General features: G+C 69.0%; 18 protein-coding genes and 1 tRNA gene. 11 read left to right on the top strand and 8 right to left on the bottom strand.

Annotated features, from left to right (window positions below; translation table 11 throughout):
* Positions 1-378: 378 nt before the first annotated feature.
* The 5 genes from thrC to ACWC5C_RS31100 all read right to left on the bottom strand — a co-directional run bounded on the left by thrC (position 379) and on the right by ACWC5C_RS31100 (position 5,816).
* The gene (gene thrC / locus ACWC5C_RS31120; RefSeq protein WP_450880794.1) at positions 379-1,485 is read right to left on the bottom strand and encodes a threonine synthase; all 1,107 of its coding nucleotides are present in this window, start codon (positions 1,483-1,485) and stop codon (positions 379-381) included.
* Between the two features lie 70 nt (positions 1,486-1,555).
* Entirely contained in the window at positions 1,556-2,848 is a 1,293-nt protein-coding gene (locus tag ACWC5C_RS31115; RefSeq protein ID WP_450880792.1) for a homoserine dehydrogenase, read from the bottom strand.
* A gap of 95 nt (positions 2,849-2,943) precedes the next feature.
* Positions 2,944-4,335 carry a diaminopimelate decarboxylase gene (gene lysA / locus ACWC5C_RS31110; RefSeq protein ID WP_450880790.1) on the bottom strand — a complete coding sequence of 464 codons (1,392 nt, stop codon included), beginning with the start codon at positions 4,333-4,335 and terminating at the stop codon, positions 2,944-2,946.
* A 17-nt stretch (positions 4,336-4,352) separates the two neighbouring features.
* The gene (locus ACWC5C_RS31105) at positions 4,353-5,270 is read right to left on the bottom strand and encodes an ArgS-related anticodon-binding protein NrtL (RefSeq protein WP_450880788.1); all 918 of its coding nucleotides are present in this window, start codon (positions 5,268-5,270) and stop codon (positions 4,353-4,355) included.
* A gap of 114 nt (positions 5,271-5,384) precedes the next feature.
* Positions 5,385-5,816 carry a response regulator gene (locus ACWC5C_RS31100; protein ID WP_450880786.1) on the bottom strand — a complete coding sequence of 144 codons (432 nt, stop codon included), beginning with the start codon at positions 5,814-5,816 and terminating at the stop codon, positions 5,385-5,387.
* A gap of 212 nt (positions 5,817-6,028) precedes the next feature.
* Between ACWC5C_RS31100 and ACWC5C_RS31095 the strand changes: the two genes are divergently transcribed.
* The 3 genes from ACWC5C_RS31095 (at position 6,029) to ACWC5C_RS31085 (ending at position 7,139) form a co-directional block, all read left to right on the top strand.
* Positions 6,029-6,100 (top strand) — tRNA-Arg (locus ACWC5C_RS31095).
* A gap of 317 nt (positions 6,101-6,417) precedes the next feature.
* On the top strand, positions 6,418-6,801 hold the full coding sequence (locus ACWC5C_RS31090; protein WP_450880784.1) for a type II toxin-antitoxin system RelE/ParE family toxin: 384 nt from the start codon (positions 6,418-6,420) through the stop codon (positions 6,799-6,801).
* Positions 6,798-7,139 (top strand): helix-turn-helix domain-containing protein, encoded by a 342-nt coding sequence (locus tag ACWC5C_RS31085; protein WP_450880782.1) that lies wholly within the window; start codon positions 6,798-6,800, stop codon positions 7,137-7,139. The genes ACWC5C_RS31090 and ACWC5C_RS31085 overlap by 4 nt, the downstream gene beginning before the upstream one ends.
* A 51-nt stretch (positions 7,140-7,190) precedes the next feature.
* Here ACWC5C_RS31085 and ACWC5C_RS31080 read toward each other — a convergent pair whose 3' ends face one another.
* Both ACWC5C_RS31080 and ACWC5C_RS31075 read right to left on the bottom strand, forming a co-directional pair.
* Positions 7,191-7,691, bottom strand: coding sequence for an AAA family ATPase (locus ACWC5C_RS31080; RefSeq protein WP_450880780.1), 501 nt, complete (start codon positions 7,689-7,691; stop codon positions 7,191-7,193).
* Positions 7,692-7,911: 220 nt separating this feature from the next.
* Positions 7,912-8,547: a DUF6879 family protein gene (locus ACWC5C_RS31075; RefSeq protein ID WP_450880778.1), complete on the bottom strand. Its 636-nt coding sequence runs from the start codon at positions 8,545-8,547 to the stop codon at positions 7,912-7,914.
* A 403-nt stretch (positions 8,548-8,950) separates the two neighbouring features.
* On the opposite strand from ACWC5C_RS31075, the gene ACWC5C_RS31070 reads away from it, so the two are divergent.
* The 7 genes from ACWC5C_RS31070 (at position 8,951) to ACWC5C_RS31040 (ending at position 14,325) form a co-directional block, all read left to right on the top strand.
* On the top strand, positions 8,951-9,601 hold the full coding sequence (locus ACWC5C_RS31070) for a hypothetical protein (RefSeq protein WP_450880776.1): 651 nt from the start codon (positions 8,951-8,953) through the stop codon (positions 9,599-9,601).
* Positions 9,598-10,917, top strand: a complete 1,320-nt coding sequence (locus tag ACWC5C_RS31065; protein WP_450880774.1) for a 7-cyano-7-deazaguanine synthase — start codon at positions 9,598-9,600, stop codon at positions 10,915-10,917. Before ACWC5C_RS31070 ends, ACWC5C_RS31065 begins: the two co-directional genes overlap by 4 nt.
* 101 nt (positions 10,918-11,018) lie before the next feature.
* On the top strand, positions 11,019-11,282 hold the full coding sequence (locus ACWC5C_RS31060) for a CopG family transcriptional regulator (protein WP_385440304.1): 264 nt from the start codon (positions 11,019-11,021) through the stop codon (positions 11,280-11,282).
* The gene (locus ACWC5C_RS31055; RefSeq protein WP_450880772.1) at positions 11,279-11,692 is read left to right on the top strand and encodes a DNA-binding protein; all 414 of its coding nucleotides are present in this window, start codon (positions 11,279-11,281) and stop codon (positions 11,690-11,692) included. The genes ACWC5C_RS31060 and ACWC5C_RS31055 overlap by 4 nt, the downstream gene beginning before the upstream one ends.
* A gap of 424 nt (positions 11,693-12,116) precedes the next feature.
* Positions 12,117-12,569, top strand: coding sequence for a hypothetical protein (locus ACWC5C_RS31050; RefSeq protein WP_450880770.1), 453 nt, complete (start codon positions 12,117-12,119; stop codon positions 12,567-12,569).
* A 111-nt stretch (positions 12,570-12,680) separates the two neighbouring features.
* On the top strand, positions 12,681-13,349 hold the full coding sequence (locus ACWC5C_RS31045) for a lytic polysaccharide monooxygenase auxiliary activity family 9 protein (protein WP_450880768.1): 669 nt from the start codon (positions 12,681-12,683) through the stop codon (positions 13,347-13,349).
* Positions 13,350-13,467: 118 nt separating this feature from the next.
* Positions 13,468-14,325, top strand: a complete 858-nt coding sequence (locus ACWC5C_RS31040) for a hypothetical protein (RefSeq protein ID WP_450880766.1) — start codon at positions 13,468-13,470, stop codon at positions 14,323-14,325.
* A gap of 36 nt (positions 14,326-14,361) precedes the next feature.
* Here ACWC5C_RS31040 and ACWC5C_RS31035 read toward each other — a convergent pair whose 3' ends face one another.
* Positions 14,362-16,278 (bottom strand): DNA/RNA helicase domain-containing protein, encoded by a 1,917-nt coding sequence (locus tag ACWC5C_RS31035; protein ID WP_450880764.1) that lies wholly within the window; start codon positions 16,276-16,278, stop codon positions 14,362-14,364.
* A 445-nt stretch (positions 16,279-16,723) separates the two neighbouring features.
* Here ACWC5C_RS31035 and ACWC5C_RS31030 point away from each other — a divergent pair, with 445 nt between their 5' ends.
* On the top strand, positions 16,724-16,993 hold the full coding sequence (locus tag ACWC5C_RS31030; protein WP_450880763.1) for a hypothetical protein: 270 nt from the start codon (positions 16,724-16,726) through the stop codon (positions 16,991-16,993).
* Positions 16,994-17,196: the final 203 nt, after the last annotated feature.

The following is a 17,196-nucleotide window of genomic DNA, read 5'->3' as shown; positions in this document are numbered from 1 at the left end:
ACCGCGGGGGCCGTGACAGGACGGCGACGCCGCACAGAGGTGAAGGCTCTGCGTCGGGGCGGATTCAGTACAGCCTATCGAAGGAAGGTTCTGTGGCGACATAGGGCGCACGGGAGGCGCACGATGCGTGTCGCACTCCCTGTCGTCGACCAGGTCCACTCTACTGGAGGGTTTCGCGCGCCTTCATCGTTCCCGCGCATCTCGTCCACCACTCGAGTGGATCTTTAGACGGGGGCGTCGAGCGATGTCGGGAGGTTCTGCCGGGAACCGGACACGGGGGTGCTGACGTGGGGTTCTACGGGCCGGGCCGGGGTGCGGTCGTCGCACCCCGGCCCGCCTCGCGCGTTTTCGCCGTTACGCCGTTACGCCGTTACGCCGTTACGCCAGTCCGAGCCGTACGGCCGCCGCGTCGGCGTCCACCGGCACGATGACCGGCTGCGGGGCGCCCGCGACCGCCCAGTCGGGGTCCTTCAGGCCGTTGCCGGTCACCGTGCACACGATGCGCTGGCCCGGGTCGACCTTGCCCTCCTCGGCCGCCTTCAGCAGTCCGGCGACGCTCGCCGCGGAGGCCGGCTCGACGAAGACGCCCTCCTGGGAGGCGAGCAGCCGGTAGGCGGCCAGGATTTGACGGTCGGTCACCTCGTCGATGAAGCCGCCCGACTCGTCCCGCGCCCGCACCGCCTGCGTCCAGGAGGCCGGGTTGCCGATCCGGATCGCGGTGGCGATGGTCGCCGGCTCCTTGACCGGCTCACCGCGCACGAAGGGCGCGGAGCCCGCCGCCTGGAAGCCCCACATCCGGGGCGTACGGGAGGACGGGCCGCCCTCGGCCGCGTACTCCTGGTAGCCCTTCCAGTAGGCGGTGATGTTGCCCGCGTTCCCGACCGGCAGGACGTGGATGTCGGGCGCGTCGCCGAGCATGTCGACGATCTCGAAGGCCGCGGTCTTCTGCCCCTCGATACGGGCCGGGTTGACCGAATTGACCAGCGCCACCGGGTACTTCTCGGAGAGTCCGCGCGCGAGCGTCAGACAGTCGTCGAAGTTGCCGTCGACCTGGAGGATCTTCGCGCCGTGCACCAGCGCCTGGCCCATCTTGCCCAGCGCGATCTTGCCCTGCGGGACCAGCACCGCGCAGACCATCCCGGCCCGTACGGCGTACGCCGCCGCCGAGGCCGAGGTGTTTCCGGTGGAGGCGCAGATGACGGCCTTGGCACCGGCCTCCTTGGCCGCGCTGATGGCCATCGTCATGCCGCGGTCCTTGAAGGACCCGGTGGGGTTGGCGCCCTCGACCTTGAGGTGCACCTCGCAGCCGGTGCGCTCGGAGAGCACCTGCGCGGGCACGAGGGGCGTCCCGCCCTCGCGGAGGGTGACGACGGGGCTCGACTCGCCGACCGGGAGCCGGTCGCGGTACTCCTCGATGATCCCCCGCCATCCGTGCCACTGGCGGGTGCCGGACACGCGAGTCCCGGCGTCAGCAATTGCGTTCATGATTTCCCTTTTTCTCCGCTCGCCCTCTACTCGGCCTCTGCTCCGCCGCTGTCGGCCCGCTACCGGTCCGCTACTCGCCCTCGACCCGCATGATGCTCGCGACATCGCGGACGGTGTCGAGCCGGCGCAGTGTCTCGACGGTCGCCGAGAGCGCGGCATCGCTCGCGCGGTGGGTCACGACGACGAGGGACGCCTCGCCGTCCTTACCCTGCTGCCGGACCGTATCGATCGACACGCCGTGTTCGGCGAAGACTGTCGCGACCTGAGCGAGAACGCCCGGTTTGTCGGCGACGTCGAGGCTGATGTGGTACCGCGTGACGACCTGCCCCATGGGGCTCACGGGCAGCTGGCTGTACGCGGACTCGCCCGGCCCGGCGGTGCCCGCCAGCTTGTTGCGGCAGGCCGCGACCAAGTCCCCGAGGACGGCCGAGGCGGTCGGCGAACCGCCCGCGCCCGGTCCGTAGAACATCAGCTGACCGGCCGCGTCGGCCTCCACGAAGACCGCGTTGTACGCCTCGCGGACCGAGGCCAGCGGATGGGCCAGCGGAATCATCGCCGGATGCACCCGCGCGGTCACCGACCGGCCGTCGGCGGCGCGCTCGCAGATCGCGAGCAGCTTGACGGTGCACCCCATGCGCTTGGCGGACGCGATGTCGGCCGCGGTCACCTCGGTGATGCCCTCGCGGTGCACGTCGTCGAGGGTGACCCGGGTGTGGAAGGCGATCCCGGCCAGGATCGCGGCCTTGGCGGCGGCGTCGAAGCCCTCGACGTCGGCGGTCGGGTCGGCCTCGGCGTACCCGAGGGCGGTGGCCTCGTCCAGCGCCTCGGAATACCCGGCTCCGCTGCCGTCCATCCGGTCGAGGATGAAGTTCGTGGTGCCGTTGACGATGCCGAGGACGCGGTTGATGTTGTCGCCCGCGAGCGACTCGCGCAGCGGCCGTACCAGCGGAATCGCGCCCGCGACGGCCGCCTCGTAGTAGAGGTCCGCGCCGCGCTCCTGGGCGGCGGCGTGCAGCGCCGCACCGTCCTTGGCGACCAGCGCCTTGTTGGCCGACACGACGCTCGCACCGTGCTCGAAGGCGGTGGTGATCAGCGAGCGGGCGGGCTCGATGCCGCCGATGACCTCGACGACCACGTCGATGTCCCCGCGCTTGACCAGGGCGGTGGCGTCGGTGGTCACCAGCTCCGGCGGCACGCCCTCACGGACGCGCCCCGGGCGGCGCACGGCGATCCCGGCCAGCTCGACCGGGGCGCCGATGCGCGCCGCGAGGTCGTCCGCGTGCGTCGTCATGATGCGCGTCACCTCTGAGCCGACGACTCCACAGCCCAGCAGCGCCACTTTCAGCGGACGCGTACGCATCATCCGACCTCGCTTCTCATCCATCTAGGTGGTGCACCAGTCTCTTGCACTGGCCGGGGTTTCCTGTCCCGGGTCCAGTATCCGAGATTTCCTTCTCGCTAACCGACATCGAGACGGAGAAGGTCCTCCTCCGTCTCCCGCCGGACGATTTCCCGCGCCTGACCGTCCCGGACGGCGACGACCGGCGGCCGCAGCGCATGGTTGTAGTTGCTGGCCATCGAGCGGCAGTACGCGCCGGTGGCCGGGACGGCGAGCAGATCGCCGGGGGCCACATCGGCGGGCAGGAAGGCATCCCGTACGACGATGTCGCCCGACTCGCAGTGCTTGCCGACCACCCGGGACACCATCGGCTCGGCCGTGGAGGTCCGGGAGACCAGCGCGACCGAGTACTCCGCATCGTAGAGCGCCGTACGGATGTTGTCGGACATGCCCCCATCGACGCTGACGTACGTACGCAGCCCCGGCAGCTCCTTGACCGTACCCACCTCGTACAGGGTGAATGCGGTCGGCCCGACGATCGCCCGCCCCGGCTCGACGGACAGCCGCGGCACCGAGAGCCCGGCCGCGTCGCACTCGCGGTGAACGATCTCCCGCAGCGCCTTGGCGATGTCCTCCGGCTCGCTCGGGTCGTCATCCGGCGTATACGCGATGCCGAGACCACCGCCGAGGTCGATCTCGGGCAGCTCGACCCCGTGCTCGTCCCGGACCTCCTTGAGCAGCCCCACGACGCGGTGGGCGGCGACCTCGAAGCCCGAGGTGTCGAAGATCTGCGACCCGATGTGCGAGTGGACGCCGATCAGCTCCAGCCCGTCGAGCTTCAGCGCCCGCCGCACCGCCTCGGCCGCCAGCCCGCCCGCGAGCGGAATGCCGAACTTCTGGTCCTCGTGCGCGGTGGCGATGAACTCGTGCGTATGCGCCTCGACGCCGACCGTGACCCGGATCTGGACCGGCTGCCGCTTGCCGAGCCCGTGCGCGATGTGCGCGACGCGCACGATCTCCTGGAAGGAGTCGAGCACGATGCGCCCGACGCCCGCTTCCACAGCCCGGTGGATCTCCTTCGCGCTCTTGTTGTTCCCATGCAGCGCGATCCGCTCGGCGGGCATCCCGGCGGCGAGCGCGGTGGCCAGCTCCCCCTCGGAGCAGACGTCGAGGTTCAGCCCCTCCTCGTGCAGCCAGCGCACGACGGCGCGGGAGAGGAACGCCTTCCCGGCGTAGAACACGTCCGCGTCGTCCCCGAACGCCTCCCGCCAGGCCCGGCAGCGGGCGCGGAAGTCGTCCTCGTCGAGGAAGTACGCGGGCGTCCCGAACTGCTCGGCGAGCGTAGCGACGTCGATCCCGCCGACGCTCACCACTCCTTCGTCATTCCTGGTCACCGTGCGGGACCAGACCCGAGCATCGAGCTGATTGAGATCGGCGGGCGGCGCGGCGTAGTGCCCCTCGGGCAGAACATCGGCGTGACGGGGCCCGGCGGGGTGGGCGGAACGGCTCATGCTGTCTCTCTCATTGATCAAATGCGTTTCGGGGCGCTGATACCAAGCAGGCGGAGGCCATTGGCGAGCACGATGCGGGTCGCCTCGGCCAGCCGTTTTCGCTGCGTACCAGGGAGGAAGGCATCAGCAGTGGCAACAAGGTGACGCGCGACCCGATCGGGCGCCCGGTGCCGTGCGGCGGCCTCGACGGTACGGGGGAAATCCCCGAGCAGCCCGAGCAGCACCAGGTCGTCGGGACCCTCTGTGTGCTCGGCTCCCTCATCGACGGCCCGATGGGCGAGGGAATGCGCATACCGCACCCGGAAGAGCGGATTCCCCTCCCGCTGCGCCAGGAGGTGCGCCGGATCCAGATCGGGCAGATCATGAGCGGCGGCCCGCAACAACCCCCACCGAGCGGCATCGGCTCCGAGCCGAGTCACCAGCTCGCGGCCATCGCCCCCCACCCCCCGCACGGCAATGACCTCACCGCTCGGGTCTATGCCGACCGATCCCCCACACCCCTCGACAAGCCCCACGACCACATGCAGCACCAGCGCGGCCCGCACCTCATCGGCGGGCTTGAAGCGCACGTGCACCCCCGCGAGCCCGTCCCCCAGACCGTAGTCATCCCCCCGCTCAAGAATGGCCTCGACCATCTGCTCATGGGAGTGCGCATCAAGGGTGATGTTCAAGAATCCAGGCCCGGCGATATCAACGCTCGCGATGCCAGGCGCCTCAGCAAGCCGCCGCCGCAGCACCTCGGCGATCCGCGCGGCAGCCCCTTCCCCACGCCCCCGGGCAAGCTGCAACGCCACATTCGTGGCGTAATCCCCGCACCCGGGCCGCGGCGGAGTCCGCACCTTCACCCGCTCCGGCACGGCGACGCACAGCTCGTCGGCCTCAACGGCGCGACGCACGGTGTGCAGCACAGTGCGGGAGAGCTGGGCGGGTGTCACGGCACCAGCGTATGGGAGGAGGGGGGTAGCTCCGCGAACCGGTTTCGCCCCTCGGACGAACTCTCCCCCACCCCACCCTTCAGACGGCGCCCACCGACCAACCCACGACCTCGGCTAGCCGGTGGGCCCCACAGCCGGCTCAGCATCACCGGGCGCCGCCGCCCCAGCAGCCCCTTCACGCATCAGCCGCCCCACGAGCTTGACCAGCTCAGCGGGCTCGAAGGGTTTCGCCAGAAAGGCATCCACCCCCAGCGCCCGCCCCCGGTCCACCTCCGCCTGCGTACACGCACTGATCATCGCCACCGGCAACTGCCGGGTCCGCGCATCAGCACGCAACCTGGACGCCGTCTGCAGCCCATCCAGTCTGGGCATCACGACATCGAGAGTGATCACATCGGGCCGCACCTGGTGAACGATCTCCAGGCACTCGGCACCATCGGCCGCGGTCACGACCTCGAGACCCTCCAGCTCGAGGTTGACCCTGATCAGCTGCCGGATGACCTTGTTGTCGTCGACGACAAGGACCCGGCCGGACAAGCCAGGCACACCCTGAAGAGTAGGCGCGCCCCCGCCCCCGCGTCCGCGTTTTGCCCACTTCCACCACGTCCGAGGGATCTTTCCCCCACTCCCCCACACCCCACCCACCCCATGCGCTATACGCCTCCGCCCCCTCATCCCTCTCCCACTAAACGTTCATGACCACCCTCACCAAGCTGGTAGTGTTCTACCCGTCGCCGCAAGACATCAGCGACAGGCAAGCCCCCGTAGCTCAGGGGATAGAGCAACGGCCTCCGGAGCCGTGTGCGCAGGTTCGAATCCTGCCGGGGGCACTTACAGATCACCACGTGAGTGCCTTATGGACCCCGTGATCAGCGACGAAGCTGAGTTCGGGGTCCTTTTGCATGCATAGCCCCGGGGTCGCCCAAGGCAGCCCCATGCCGGTCACGTTGTCATTGCGTGAATGATCTTGGGTCGGGGTCTCGGCAAGTCGACAGCGCGTAGCCGCAGCTCGTGCATGCGCAAGTCGACTTGCGCATGACCTCCAGCAGGCCCCGAGTAGACACAGACCCCGGAACGCCCCGCGGGCCTGCACCCGCGCTCAGCGGACCGGCTTGGATATGTCGCGTACGACATATAACGTTGTGGTGTGGATGAGCTCTTCGCGATCGAGATCGAACCCGAGGTTCGCGACTGGCTGGAGGCGCTACCGGCCAAGCACTTCCTCAAGGTCGATGCGTACGTCGGACTCCTCGCCGAGTACGCCGCCGCGCTCAGCGAACCGTACGCTCGTCACCTCGGCGACGGAGTCCGCGAGCTGCGGCCCACCTTGGACGGCGCCGACATACGTATCACGTACTGGCTCACTCCCCATCGAACGGCCGTCCTGCTGACCGTCTTCCGGAAGACGAAGATGAGAGAGGAAGCTGAGGTCAGGCGGGCAAAGATCGCCCAGAAAACGTGTGAAGCCGAACACGTCCCCGCGCACGAGGAGTTCACGCGTGTGATCGAGGAAGGAGAGCTTGAGCAATGAACCACAGCCGCTGGAAGACTCTGCGCGAGCGGAAGCTCGCCGAGGGGTTCACCGAGCCGGACGACGTGGCCGAAACCCGGCAGCAGATCGCGCTGTCCATGGCTCTGGCCCGCGCCGTGTACGAACGCCGCACCGAGCTGGCTCTGACCCAGAACGAACTAGCCGTGCGCGCAGGACTGACTCAGGCCAAGGTCTCGCGCATCGAGGGCTCCGACACCGTCCCCACGCTGCCGCTCCTCGCCAAGCTGGCCAAGGCCTTGGACGCGTCGCTCAATATCGCCCTCGATGACGACGACACACAGGTGACCTTCACCCCGCACCGCACCGACGCGGCCTGATGGCTCAGCGAGACATGGCGCATTCGTGACGTTGCGCTCCCCCATACCTCTTCACCCATCCCGACCAGCGGGGACGCGGCGGATCCCATCGACCTCCGGACGCACACCCAGGGTGAGCCGACGGGCCCCGTCACGGATGGCGAGGCCGGACAGGCGGCTGCGGCTGGTGACCAGCACGAGGCTGTGTGCGCTCCCGGGCAGCAATGGCCTGACCTGGCCGACGGTGGCCACGTTGTCCAGGACGACCAGGACCCGGCGGTCGGCAAGCAATGAGCGGTATAGCGCGGCGGCCGCGTCGAGATCCTGCGGTACGGCATCGGCCGGCACGCCGAGCGAGGTCAGCAGGCGGTGCAGGGCCTCGCGTGCCGCTACCGGCTCCCCGGGGTCGTAGCCGCGCAGGTTGGCGTACAGCTGGCCGTCGGGGAAGCGCTCCCGGATCTGGTGTGCCCAGCGCAGTGCCAGCGAGGTCTTTCCGGCTCCTGCGGTGCCAGCGATCACGTAGACCGAGACGATGAGCGGACTGCCGCCATCGCTGGTGAGGACGGCGTTCAACTGGCCCAGCTCATCGGTTCGGTTGACGAATCCGCTTACGTCGGCCGGTAGCTGGCGCGGGACGGGGCTGGAGGGGCTGGCCGGGTCCGGTGTGGCCTGCGCGTGGAAGTGGATGCCTCCGTGGACGTCTCTTGCCTGGACGACGTCACCTGAGGTCCCCGACAGCTCGTTTTGGGTGCTGCCGACGTGCTCGTCCTGACCGTCTGGCGCTGCGATCGGCCTACTCCCCTTCTGCGCTCAGCTTCGGCGAATCAAGGTGTGCCACCTCGCGGTCGAAGTAGGGGATCACGTCTTCGCCCGCGGTGTAGAGCGCCTTGATGTAGCTCTCCCAGCGCTCGACGAGGTCGGGGTCGGTGTAGCGGATCGCGCCGTTCGCGACGCCTTCCTCGGTGTAGAGGACCTGGAAAAGGGTGTGGCCGCCGAGCACGACCCCTTCCGGGAGCGGGCCGGAGGTCTCCGCGGCGGCCACCTGTTCGGCGGGGACGATCCTGATCCGCTGGCCGTGCTCGGCGCGCTGCCGCTGGGAGTGGAGTTCCCACTGCACATACGGTGTCAGCGGCTTTTCGACCACCCGTACGCGGTGGAAGGCGTAGCCCCTGCGTTCTTCCTTCTGAGCGGCCGCGGCCAGGGTGTCGCGCCGGGCGGCGAGGAGCCGAAGCGCCTCTTCCCAGTCGCCGCGGCGCAGGGCGTCCCGGCTCGGGCTGCCCTGCTCCTCGAAGTGCTGTCGGCGCTCCAGCTTCCAGGAACTGCCGTCCCGGATCGCGTCCTCCCGTTGCCGGAAGTCCTCCTTGTAGGCGGGCCGGGTGAGCCGGTCGCCCTGCTCGGGGACGAGAACAGGGGCGAGGAGATCAGGCATCGGGGATGTCCTTCTTCGCGGCGCTGAGCATGTTCCCTGGGATGACGACCAGCCGCTCGTCCGGAGCGAGGTTTACGCCCTGCGGGAGTCGAGCGCGCTGTGGCTACCCACTGTATCCAGGGCCGCACCCGAAGGTGAGGGGTCGCACGGTCGTCCCTCTGCTCCTGTCTGGCCAATGCGCGCCCTGTCCATGACATCGGTTTCTTGCTCTCCTGTTAGAGCGACCGTGCCGCTGGTCGGAGGGGGCAGGTGAGGCATGGGTACATCGTCGCGATGGCCGGGGCCGGGTGGCCGTAGGGGCGTGGCGGGTGAGTGGAGTCGGGCGAGCAGGCGGGTCTCGGCCTGGCGGCCGGGGCCTGATGAAGCGGCAGGACTAGACGACATCGCCGCGGAGCACTTAGCCGTGCTCCACCGCACCCTTCGGGAGGAGCCGTCGGCATTCGGCCTGTACGAGGCGGCCTGCGCGGCCGGGGAACGGCTGACCACCGCCGTGGACGACTGGGCCGTGAGCCGGGACGGTGATGAGTTCGCCGCCCGCTTCATCACCGCCGTGGGAGGCGAAGGCGGCACCGTGGCGGACGCCGCCGTACGACGGGCCGCCGCAGTGTCCGTACGGCGGCTCCTGGAACGGCATCCGGAGGTTGGTACTCCGGGCGGCAGGGGCTTGTCCGGGGAGGTGTTCTGCCTTCTGTATCAGGGGTTCTTCGCCGGTGTCGTGGCCGAGTTCCTGCGTATGGCGGTCGCCGAGAAGGTCAAGCTCGTGGTGCCGCTGTTGCCCGCGGTCGATCCCGAGGACCACATCGCCGACTGGGTAGCCGAGCGCGTTCTGGGTCTGCTGCCGGACCCGTGTGAGGAGGCCGCACAGGCGACAGAATCGGTCGAGGAGCCGATGGGCTCCCTGCAGTTCTTCGCGCAGGGGCTCGTCCCCCGGGCGGCCGGGCGGGCGCTGGGGCTGCTCTCCGACGAGCCGGGCGGGGATACGGACGGCACGACGTACGAGGACGGCACGACGTACGAGGACGGCACGACGTACGAGGGGGACACCGCCGCATGACCGAAGCCCGCACCCGGCTCTTCTGGCTCTCCCATCCGAACGCCGAAGCACCGCCACCGCACTGGCGGCCCCTCCACGACGCCGTGTACTGGGAGCGCCCGTCACGCGGGCCGGACCGGCGGCAGTTGTTCGCCCCGGCCCCGGACTGGGCGGACGATCTCCAGCGGGTGGCGCGGGCCGTCTTCGCGGCGGACCGGTACACCCGCCGTGTCGAAGGCTTCGACCGCTGGACTCGCAGCATCACCCTCTCCGTACCGGTCGCCCACCCCGAGCGGTGGGATCGCGCCGTGCCCGCCCTGATGGCCGTCCTGGGGACCGTGACAGGCGATCTGTGGGAGGTCGTCTTCCGGCCCTTGCACGAGACGTCGGTCCGGCAAGGGCCCCTCACCTTCGCGGCCGAGGAGTACGCGCACGATGTCGCCCTGTTCTCCGGCGGTCTCGACTCCCTCGGTTGGGCAGCACAGCAAGCGGTCCTGCCCGCTTCCGGCGCCCTGCTGCTCGTCTCCTTCGAGGAACGGAACTTCGAGGCGCTTCAGGACCAGGTGTACGAGGCCGTACGCGGCCTGCGGCGACGTCCGGTTCGGCGTCTCGCCCAGAGCCAGACCGTGCGTAAGCCACGGGGCAGCGGCATCAAGCTGGAACGCACCACCCGCTCACGCGGCCTGCTGTACGCGGCGACCGCCGTGCACGCGGCTGCCGCGGAACGCGTCCCCGTCGTCCACCTGCCGGAGAACGGTCAACTCGCCCTCAATCCGCCGCTGTCCGCCGCCCGCGCCGGGGCCTGCTCGACCCGTTCGGTGCACCCGTGGACACTTCATCACCTCAACCGGGTGATCTCCGAGGTCGCGGAACCTGGATCCGCGATACGCGTCGAGAATCCCTTCGCCACGCTCACCAAAGGCGACGTCTGCGCGGTAGCGCGTGACGCGGGCTTGCCGCAGCGGGTACTGGAGGCCACCCTGAGCTGCGGCACTCCCCCGGACCGTCATCCCGCTGGGCCCGCACTGGCCCACTGCGGCCTCTGCTTCCCATGCCTGGTACGCCGCTCGGGCCTGCTGAGCGCGTTCGGCGACGACCGCACACCGTACGCGGCCGATCCCTGGGACCCGGCCCTGGACGCGGACCGTACCCGCAACTGGCATGCCCTGCGGCGATGGCTGGATACCGAGTGGAGTCTGCTCGATCTGGTCGCCGACGCTCCGCTACCGCCCGATGCGCGGACGGACGTGCTCCTGGAAGTGGTCGAGCGGGGCAGGGAGGAGTTGCGGGCGTTCGTTGCGTGGGCAGGCGGGAGGGCGGCGCGGAAAGCGTCGTGACCCGTGCCCGTTCCCTACTCGGCCAGGAGGTGCCTTGTTCCGGCTCCGCCCGTCTTCGTTCCCGAGGCGCCGCCGGTAGCATGAGGGGTAGCATGAAGGGCATGAGCGAGCCTACGCAGAAGTACTCGATCACGATGCCACGGGACATCGCGGAAGCCGCTCGCGCACGCAGCGGGCCGTCCGGACTGTCCGCCTACGTCGCCGCGGCCGTAGCCCGACAGATCGAGCGCGACAACCTCAACGAACTCATCGCGGTCGCCGAGGCCGAGCACGGGCCCATCGGCGACGAGGAAGTCCAAGCACTCCGAGACCAGCTCCAGCAGGCCCGCAGGCAGCAGACGGACGACGGAGCGAACGCCGCGTGACCCGCTCCGCCGCCGTCCCCGGCGGCACTCTGGTCCTCGACAGCGAGGGACTGGCCAAGGCCGTACTGCGAGATCGCACGGTCACCGGATGGCTCGCCCTGGCCCGCGCCGACGACATGCGGGTGATCACCAGCGCCGCCACCCTCGTGGAGGTGGTCCACCCCCGGATCAACCGGCCAGCCTTGGAGTGGACGCTCTCGCGCATCGTCGTCGAGCCGGTCACCGAGGATGTCGCCCGTCACGCCGCCGCGCTCTTGGCCGACGCCGTCCTGCACGGGCACAAGTGCGCCATCGACGCCATGCTCAGCGCCACCGCCCTCGCCGCCCCCGGACCCGTGACCGTACTCACCTCCGATCCGGAGGACCTCACGGCGCTGTGCGGCGGACGCGTCACCATCATCAAGATCTGACCGCCCGCCTAGCCCACCCGGGCAGAGGAACTGCACCTGATTTCTGGGAGTGCCTGTGTTTCCGCCCACCGTCATTGTTGGCCTTCATGGGGTCCTCGAACGCAATCCGTGGTTCGACCGGGTTGTGGAGCAGGACGACGAGGGTGCCGTTGAGGAGGATCTCCTCAGCCTTGCGATTGATCGGGCCGGGGCGTATGGGTGGCAATCCGTGAGTGGCTGGCTCCATGAGGGCGGGAAGGTCACGGCTCGGCATGAGCCCACTTCCTGGGCTCATGAGGAGGTCGGCGGGAATTGGGCACAGGACGGCAGAGTGCATCAGCTGGCCTGGCTGCAGGCTGGAGTTCTGACTGATCCTCCGCGGCCCGGTCTTCCCGTTCGGCCGATTTCTTTGGTGTTGTCCGAGGCCTTGGCTCGGGTGGGTACGGTGACGTTCACCGGCATGCATGCGCTGCTGCCGCTGCAGGCGGCCGCGCGCAACACCGCTTTCCATCAGATTGAGTTGGCGCCGTGGTTCGGTCTGGCGGATCCGGATGCTCGGTACGAGGTGGTGGTCACCGTGTCCCGCCAGCCCCAGGACGGCGGGGCGGGCGGGCGTGATGCGGTGGCCGTCTGTGACGCGGTTCGGGAGATGGCGCAGGGGGCGGTGGATGTCTCCGTGGCCGCGACGGGAGGCCCCCCGCCGGGGGTGGAGCTCGATCTCGATCGTGTGCTGCATACGGAAGGGATGCGCGAGGTGATGCGGTTCCGCTGCCGTACGCGGGAGTGGTCACCGGATATCGCGGTGTGGCTGGTGCAGATGGTCGCGGACGGACTGCGCGGGGCGGGGCGGGTGGCGCCCGTGGTGGTGACGGCCTCGCTGGGGTCATCGCCGACGTAGTCCGAGCTGGGCGGGAGAACGTTTCGCAGTGGTGGCGTCGGGCAAGCTGGCACATGGGAGCGCTCCCACATCTCTCCCACTCCCCCACGGACGATGGAGGAAGATCGCGCAATGTTTTGTCATGAACGCGGCATTTCCTTACGCTGGGCCCCTCGCGCCCTCGGCCTGCTCTCCGCGCTGCTGCTCGGCCTGATCCCCTGGTCGGGTACCGCCAGCGCGCACGGATCGGTCATCGACCCCGCCTCCCGCAACTACGGCTGCTGGCTGCGCTGGGGCAGCGACCACCTGAACCCGGAGATGGCCCAGAAAGACCCCATGTGCTGGCAGGCCTGGCAGGCCAACGCGAACGCCATGTGGAACTGGAACGGCCTCTACCGCAACGGCTCCGCCGGTAACTTCCCGGCCGCCGTCCCCGACGGGCAGCTGTGCAGCGGCGGGCGTACGGAGGGTGGGCGCTACAACTCCCTCGACACGCCCGGCGCCTGGAAGACCACGAACATCGGGCGCAACTTCACCGTGAAGCTGTACGACCAGGCCAGCCACGGGGCGGACTACTTCAAGGTCTACGTCACCCGGCAGGGCTACGACCCCACCACGCAGCCGCTGAAGTGGAGTGACCTGCAGCTGGTCACCACGACCGGCAAGTACGCCCCCAGCCAGAACTACTCGATCAACGTCAGCACCTCCGGCTACACCGGCCGCCACGTCGTCTACACGATCTGGCAGGCCTCGCACATGGACCAGACGTACTTCCTGTGCAGCGACGTGAACTTCTCCTGAGTCGCCGCCCCCGCCTCCCTCGCCGGATGCGTCGCGTCCGGCGAGGGTCGCTCTTCGGCGGTCTCGTCCGGCCGATCCGGGGCACTCGGTATCCCCATCGTTGAGGGGAGTTGGAGACATGGCTCACTTAGCCAGCGGGATACGGGCCGGTGCGTTCGGGACCGTGGGGCTGCTCGCGTGCGGGGTGCTGACCGCGTGCGGAGGCGACGGGGGCTCCGAGGGCAAGGGCGGGCAGACCTCGTCGGAGGCGGGTGGCGCCGGGGGTACGGCTGCGGTGCGTACCGCGTATGCCAGGACCGCCGAGGAGGAGACGGCGCGGATGACGCTCCGTACGGAGACGTCGGCTGCGGGGAAGTCGGCTGCCGTGGGTGGCGAGGGGGTCATCGACCTGGAGGACGGCGACAGCGTCATGACCATCCGGGCCGGGGGCCAGAAGGTCGAGCAGCGCGTCGTCGACCAGGTGCTCTACCAGAAGCTTCCCGCTCGGCAGCGGGCGCAGGTGCCCGGTGACAAGCCGTGGATCAAGGTCGACCTGCGGAAGGCCGCCGCCGAGCAGGACAGCGGCAGCAGCAATCAGATCAACGACCCCGCGCAGTCCGCCGCGCTCGCCAAGGGCATTACCGACCGGAACACCGAGAAGGTCGGCACGGCCACGGTCGACGGGGTGAAGACCACGCGCTACCGGGTCACGGTCGACGTCGACAAGCTGTCCGGCACCGCCGCGTTGAAGCACCAGGTAGGCCCCTCCGTCCCCATGGACGTCTGGCTGGACGACCAGGGCCGCATCCGCCGCCAGCAGGTCACCATGAACCTCAAGCCGACGGACCAGGCGGACAAGTCCACCGCCGTCCCGCGGAAGATGACGGTGCGCACGCTGATCGAGTTCTCGGACTTCGGCACCGAGGTGGACACGGACGCCCCACCGGCCGGGCAGACCACCGACATGACGGGCAAGCTCGGCAACCAGCAGGGCTGAGCGGGCCGCTCGTCGCCTCAGGCATCGCGCTTGTCGTCAGTCGGCCGGGGCAGGGGGCAGCAGGGTGCCGAGATAGGCCTGCGTCTCCGGATGCGTGGAGTAGAAGCGTGTGCCATGTGTGCCGCGGGTCGCCAGGACGCGGTACGTATTGAGGGCGTAGGTGAGGTACTCCTCGGCGGGCAGCTGCCGCAGGGCGTCGTCGTGGCTCTTCTCGGGTTGGGCCCGCCAGCCGGACGGCGTACGGATGAGGTCCTCGCCAATGATGACCGCGCCGTAGTCGTACTCCAGGCCCTGCGCCGTGTAGATGCATCCGACCTGCTGGTGGCCGCCGGGGTCGGTGGCCCAGAAGGCCCGTGCCGGGACGCCCTGGTCGTCACCCGCCGTGCTGGTCGCCCTGGAGTTCCACGGGCGTTCCCAGAGGTGTTCGCCCTCGTTGTCCTTCCAGCCGATGCTGACCTCGGGGAGAAGAGGTGGCCTCTCGGGCGACTTCCATGGCCAGCAGAATCCCGCCGTGATCCGGGCGCTGCGGCCGTTGTGGATGTGGGCTGCGGTCCAGGCTTCGAGCTGTGGCGGGTTGTCGGCGAGGACAAGGTCGTATTCACCGCCCGTCCAGGACTGGGGCGTGCCGTCCCGACTGAAGAGGGTGTCGACCCAGCGCTGATATGCCTGGGAGCCGTTGCAGCGGAACTGGGTGGTCAGATCGATGGAGGTGAGGCTGTGGCCGTAGCGCGCCGCCATACGCTGCAATTCGTCCAGCGTGGTGCCTTCGGTGGGGCGGACTATCTGACGCTGGTCGAGGAAGAGCACCGTGACGGCACATCGGTTGACGAGTTGCTCAAGGACGAGAGGGAATTCGGATCGGCGCTGCCCGGGATAGGTATGCGCACGGTGTACTTCGTCGACCAGGACGATGCTGTCGTCCGTCAGTCCGGCAGGCAGGCCACTGGTAAAGGTCTTGATCATGCCCTTCGCCCCATCGCCCGCCGCACGGGTGAGCTGTTTGGACAGGGCCGCGGAGGGACAGAGCAGGCGAGGGTTCGCGTCAGGCCGCCGGGCCAGGTCCGCGAACATCCTGAGGGCGATGGCGGTCTTGCCGGTGCCCGGCCCCCCAGTGACGACGACGACATGGCGACGGTCCTTCCGTCGCTCGGCGCCGAGCGCGTCGAGGATGGCCAGGCGGGCCGTGTCCTGGTCTCCGATGAGGGGGAATCGGTCGCTTCCGTTGATGTGGTCGGCGACGCGGGACAACAGGCCCGCCTTGGGACGGTGCCGCGTGTGAAGGAACGTTTCTATGAGCGGGGCTGGAGCGAATTCCAGATCCGCGCAGTCCAGCCGTGTGGCAATCTCGCGAGCGGGCAAGGACGCGTCGAGATCCTGCCGGCCGACGATCGGAAACGGCGCGCTCGCGCCGCCAGCGATGGACTCGCGCAACGCGGTGACAAGATCGGGCTCCGCGTTGTGCAGGACGACGGCTCCTCGGGCCGTCAGACCGAGGGAGTCACTGATCCAGTTGTCGAGGTAGTGCACATAGCCGCCTACTTGGCGCGCCGGATGCTTGACCCGCTGGTCGCCCACATCAAGCAGCAGGGGACGGGACGTGTCCCATGACGCGCGCGTCCACTGCTTCAGTTCGATCGCTACCACGGTCAAGCCCGCTTCTCCCGCCCGGCGGCCGAGCAGGAGTGCGTCGACCCGCTCGCCCGTGCCGGGGAGGGGGTACTCCAGCAGCACATGAAGGTCGCTCAGGCCCGCCGCCATGAGGGCGTCGAGGAGCGCGGGCCAACTGCGCTCCCAGCTCCGCCGTTCGGCATCTCCGGGTGGGGCACCGTGCAAAGCCGCGAAGCGCTGGGCGCAGTCCGCTATGAAGCCATTGTCGCGAACCCGTTCAGCTGCTTGCGCGACGGTTCCACCGAACAGTTGCAGGCCGCCGTCCGTCCCAGCGCTTGCCGACACTCTTATCCACCCCAGGTGAGCCCCCGAGCAGCCCCAGGGGGCATGGAAAAATCAGATCATATGCATGATGGCATCCCGAGACCATCGCCGATGAAGGCACCAACCGAGGTGCACATATCGCGGCAAACCATCCATGCGGAACCCCTCACGGTCAAGGATTTCGGTCAGATTGGCGAACGTTCTTGATCGCACTCGAAACCATCCTGTATGGTTTTGGACGTTCTTTCGGCAACGACAAGGCTTCCAGGGGTGACCTGGACATGCCTTCCCGCCTAGATGTGGAGCACGTGCGTGCCTTCTTCTCCCCGCGACAGTCGTCGCGCGACAGCGACTCGCCCTTCTCGGCTGTCGCCCCTCGGACAGCACCCAGGCAACGGGACCGCGTAGGTCGGCCGATCCGGCCTTCCCCCTCTTCCTCTTCTGCCTGATCCGATCTCCTCACCCGATGACTGCGTCCGCGCCGTGGGGAAACGTTTCGTCCCACTGGGCGACGTATGCGTCCGAAAGGCTTGCCGTGCTGTCCTCTTCCCTTCTCGTCACCGTGTGCGTAGGTGCGGTGGCAGCAGTGATCTGCTGCGCCGTCGTCTGCGTCACGCTCGGCGTGATCGCCAATTCCGCGCTCCGGGGCAGTCGTTCGACTGACCGCCCGCAGATCATCCGGGCGCTGGCCACGGCTTTCCGGCACTTCCTGAGGCCGTGGTGGCGGCGCCAGTGAAGGAATCCGGTGAGGTGAGGAGCGGCACGTCGCCGACGTGCCGCTCCCGGCCCCAAGGGCCGAAAGCACCGCGAATGACAGAGCTAGAGTTGAGACCGAAATTCACGCGGCCCGCCGGGCTTCCGCTCCTCCTGGGCACCGCCCCGGCTGGAATCAGAGGACATGCCCCCACCCGCGCCAGCCACTGCGTGCTGCCTGGGGGC

The sequence above is a fragment of the Streptomyces sp. NPDC001700 genome (genome assembly GCF_053596435.1).
The sequence above is the reverse complement of the archived record's forward strand: the minus strand, read 5'-3'. Positions and strand labels throughout refer to the sequence as shown.

Excerpts from the sequence above, each read along its gene's own strand:
- ACWC5C_RS31045 (WP_450880768.1), top strand. The coding sequence starts at position 12,681 with ATGTTTTGTCATGAACGCGGCATTTCCTTACGCTGGGCCCCTCGCGCC.
- ACWC5C_RS31030 (WP_450880763.1), top strand. The coding sequence starts at position 16,724 with ATGACTGCGTCCGCGCCGTGGGGAAACGTTTCGTCCCACTGGGCGACG.
- ACWC5C_RS31085 (WP_450880782.1), top strand. The coding sequence starts at position 6,798 with ATGAACCACAGCCGCTGGAAGACTCTGCGCGAGCGGAAGCTCGCCGAG.
- lysA (WP_450880790.1), bottom strand. The coding sequence starts at position 4,335 with ATGAGCCGTTCCGCCCACCCCGCCGGGCCCCGTCACGCCGATGTTCTG.
- ACWC5C_RS31075 (WP_450880778.1), bottom strand. The coding sequence starts at position 8,547 with ATGCCTGATCTCCTCGCCCCTGTTCTCGTCCCCGAGCAGGGCGACCGG.
- ACWC5C_RS31040 (WP_450880766.1), top strand. The coding sequence starts at position 13,468 with ATGGCTCACTTAGCCAGCGGGATACGGGCCGGTGCGTTCGGGACCGTG.
- ACWC5C_RS31065 (WP_450880774.1), top strand. The coding sequence starts at position 9,598 with ATGACCGAAGCCCGCACCCGGCTCTTCTGGCTCTCCCATCCGAACGCC.
- ACWC5C_RS31060 (WP_385440304.1), top strand. The coding sequence starts at position 11,019 with ATGAGCGAGCCTACGCAGAAGTACTCGATCACGATGCCACGGGACATC.
- thrC (WP_450880794.1), bottom strand. The coding sequence starts at position 1,485 with ATGAACGCAATTGCTGACGCCGGGACTCGCGTGTCCGGCACCCGCCAG.
- ACWC5C_RS31115 (WP_450880792.1), bottom strand. The coding sequence starts at position 2,848 with ATGATGCGTACGCGTCCGCTGAAAGTGGCGCTGCTGGGCTGTGGAGTC.